The organism is Haemophilus sp. Marseille-P9675, assembly GCF_916862695.1.
Lineage (GTDB): Bacteria > Pseudomonadota > Gammaproteobacteria > Enterobacterales > Pasteurellaceae > Haemophilus > Haemophilus haemolyticus_K.
On the sequence record NZ_CAKASP010000014.1, the window covers coordinates 1 to 1255 of the forward strand.

The window sequence follows — 1255 nt, forward strand, 5'->3', positions numbered from 1 at the left end:
CAAAAAAGTGCGATGAAAACTCACCGCACTTTTCTCTTACTTGTCTCTTAGACTATTTCGCTACATCTATTATTTGATGATTTTCGCAACAACGCCCGCACCAACTGTACGACCACCTTCACGGATTGCGAAACGTAAACCTTGGTCCATCGCGATTGGGTGGATTAAGCTTACTGTCATTTTGATGTTATCACCAGGCATTACCATTTCCACGCCTTCTGGTAATTCAATAGTACCAGTTACGTCAGTTGTACGGAAATAGAATTGTGGACGGTAACCTTTGAAGAATGGAGTATGACGACCACCTTCTTCTTTTGATAATACGTACACTTCTGATTCGAAGTCAGTGTGTGGTGTGATTGAACCTGGTTTTGCTAATACTTGACCACGTTCGATTTCTTCACGTTTTGTACCACGTAATAATGCACCGATGTTTTCACCTGCACGACCTTCGTCAAGTAATTTACGGAACATTTCAACACCCGTTACAGTAGTTTTCGCTGTTGGTTTGATACCTACGATTTCTACTTCATCACCAGTACGGATAATACCACGTTCTACACGACCAGTTACTACAGTACCACGACCTGAGATTGAGAATACGTCTTCGATTGGAAGAAGGAACGGTTGGTCAATCGCACGCTCTGGCTCTGGGATGTAAGTATCTAAGTGGTTTGCTAATTCAAGGATTTTTTCTTCCCATTCTGCTACGCCGTTTAATGCTTGTAATGCAGAACCACGTACGATTGGTGTATCGTCACCTGGGAAGTCATATTGAGATAGAAGTTCACGAACTTCCATTTCCACTAATTCTAATAACTCTTCATCATCTACCATGTCGCATTTGTTTAAGAATACGATGATGTATGGAACACCTACTTGGCGACCTAATAAGATGTGCTCACGAGTTTGTGGCATTGGACCATCAGTTGCTGCTACTACTAAGATAGCACCATCCATTTGTGCCGCACCAGTAATCATGTTTTTCACATAGTCGGCGTGTCCCGGGCAGTCAACGTGTGCGTAGTGACGAGTTGCTGTATCGTATTCAACGTGTGAAGTGTTGATGGTGATACCACGCGCTTTTTCTTCTGGCGCGTTATCAATTTGGTCAAATGCGCGAGCTGCACCACCGTAGTGTTTAGATAATACGGTTGTGATTGCTGCTGTTAAAGTTGTTTTACCGTGGTCAACGTGGCCGATTGTACCCACGTTTACGTGCGGTTTTGTACGTTCAAATTTTTCTTTAGACATT

Annotated in this window: 1 protein-coding gene; it reads right to left on the minus strand. The window is 43.0% G+C overall.

What is annotated here, in order from left to right; genetic code table 11:
- Positions 1-69: 69 nt before the first annotated feature.
- The gene (tuf, locus tag LIX50_RS09460; protein WP_065265526.1) at positions 70-1254 is read right to left on the minus strand and encodes an elongation factor Tu; all 1185 of its coding nucleotides are present in this window, start codon (positions 1252-1254) and stop codon (positions 70-72) included.
- Position 1255 lies beyond the last annotated feature (1 nt).

Excerpts from the sequence above, each read along its gene's own strand:
- tuf (WP_065265526.1), bottom strand. The coding sequence starts at position 1,254 with ATGTCTAAAGAAAAATTTGAACGTACAAAACCGCACGTAAACGTGGGT.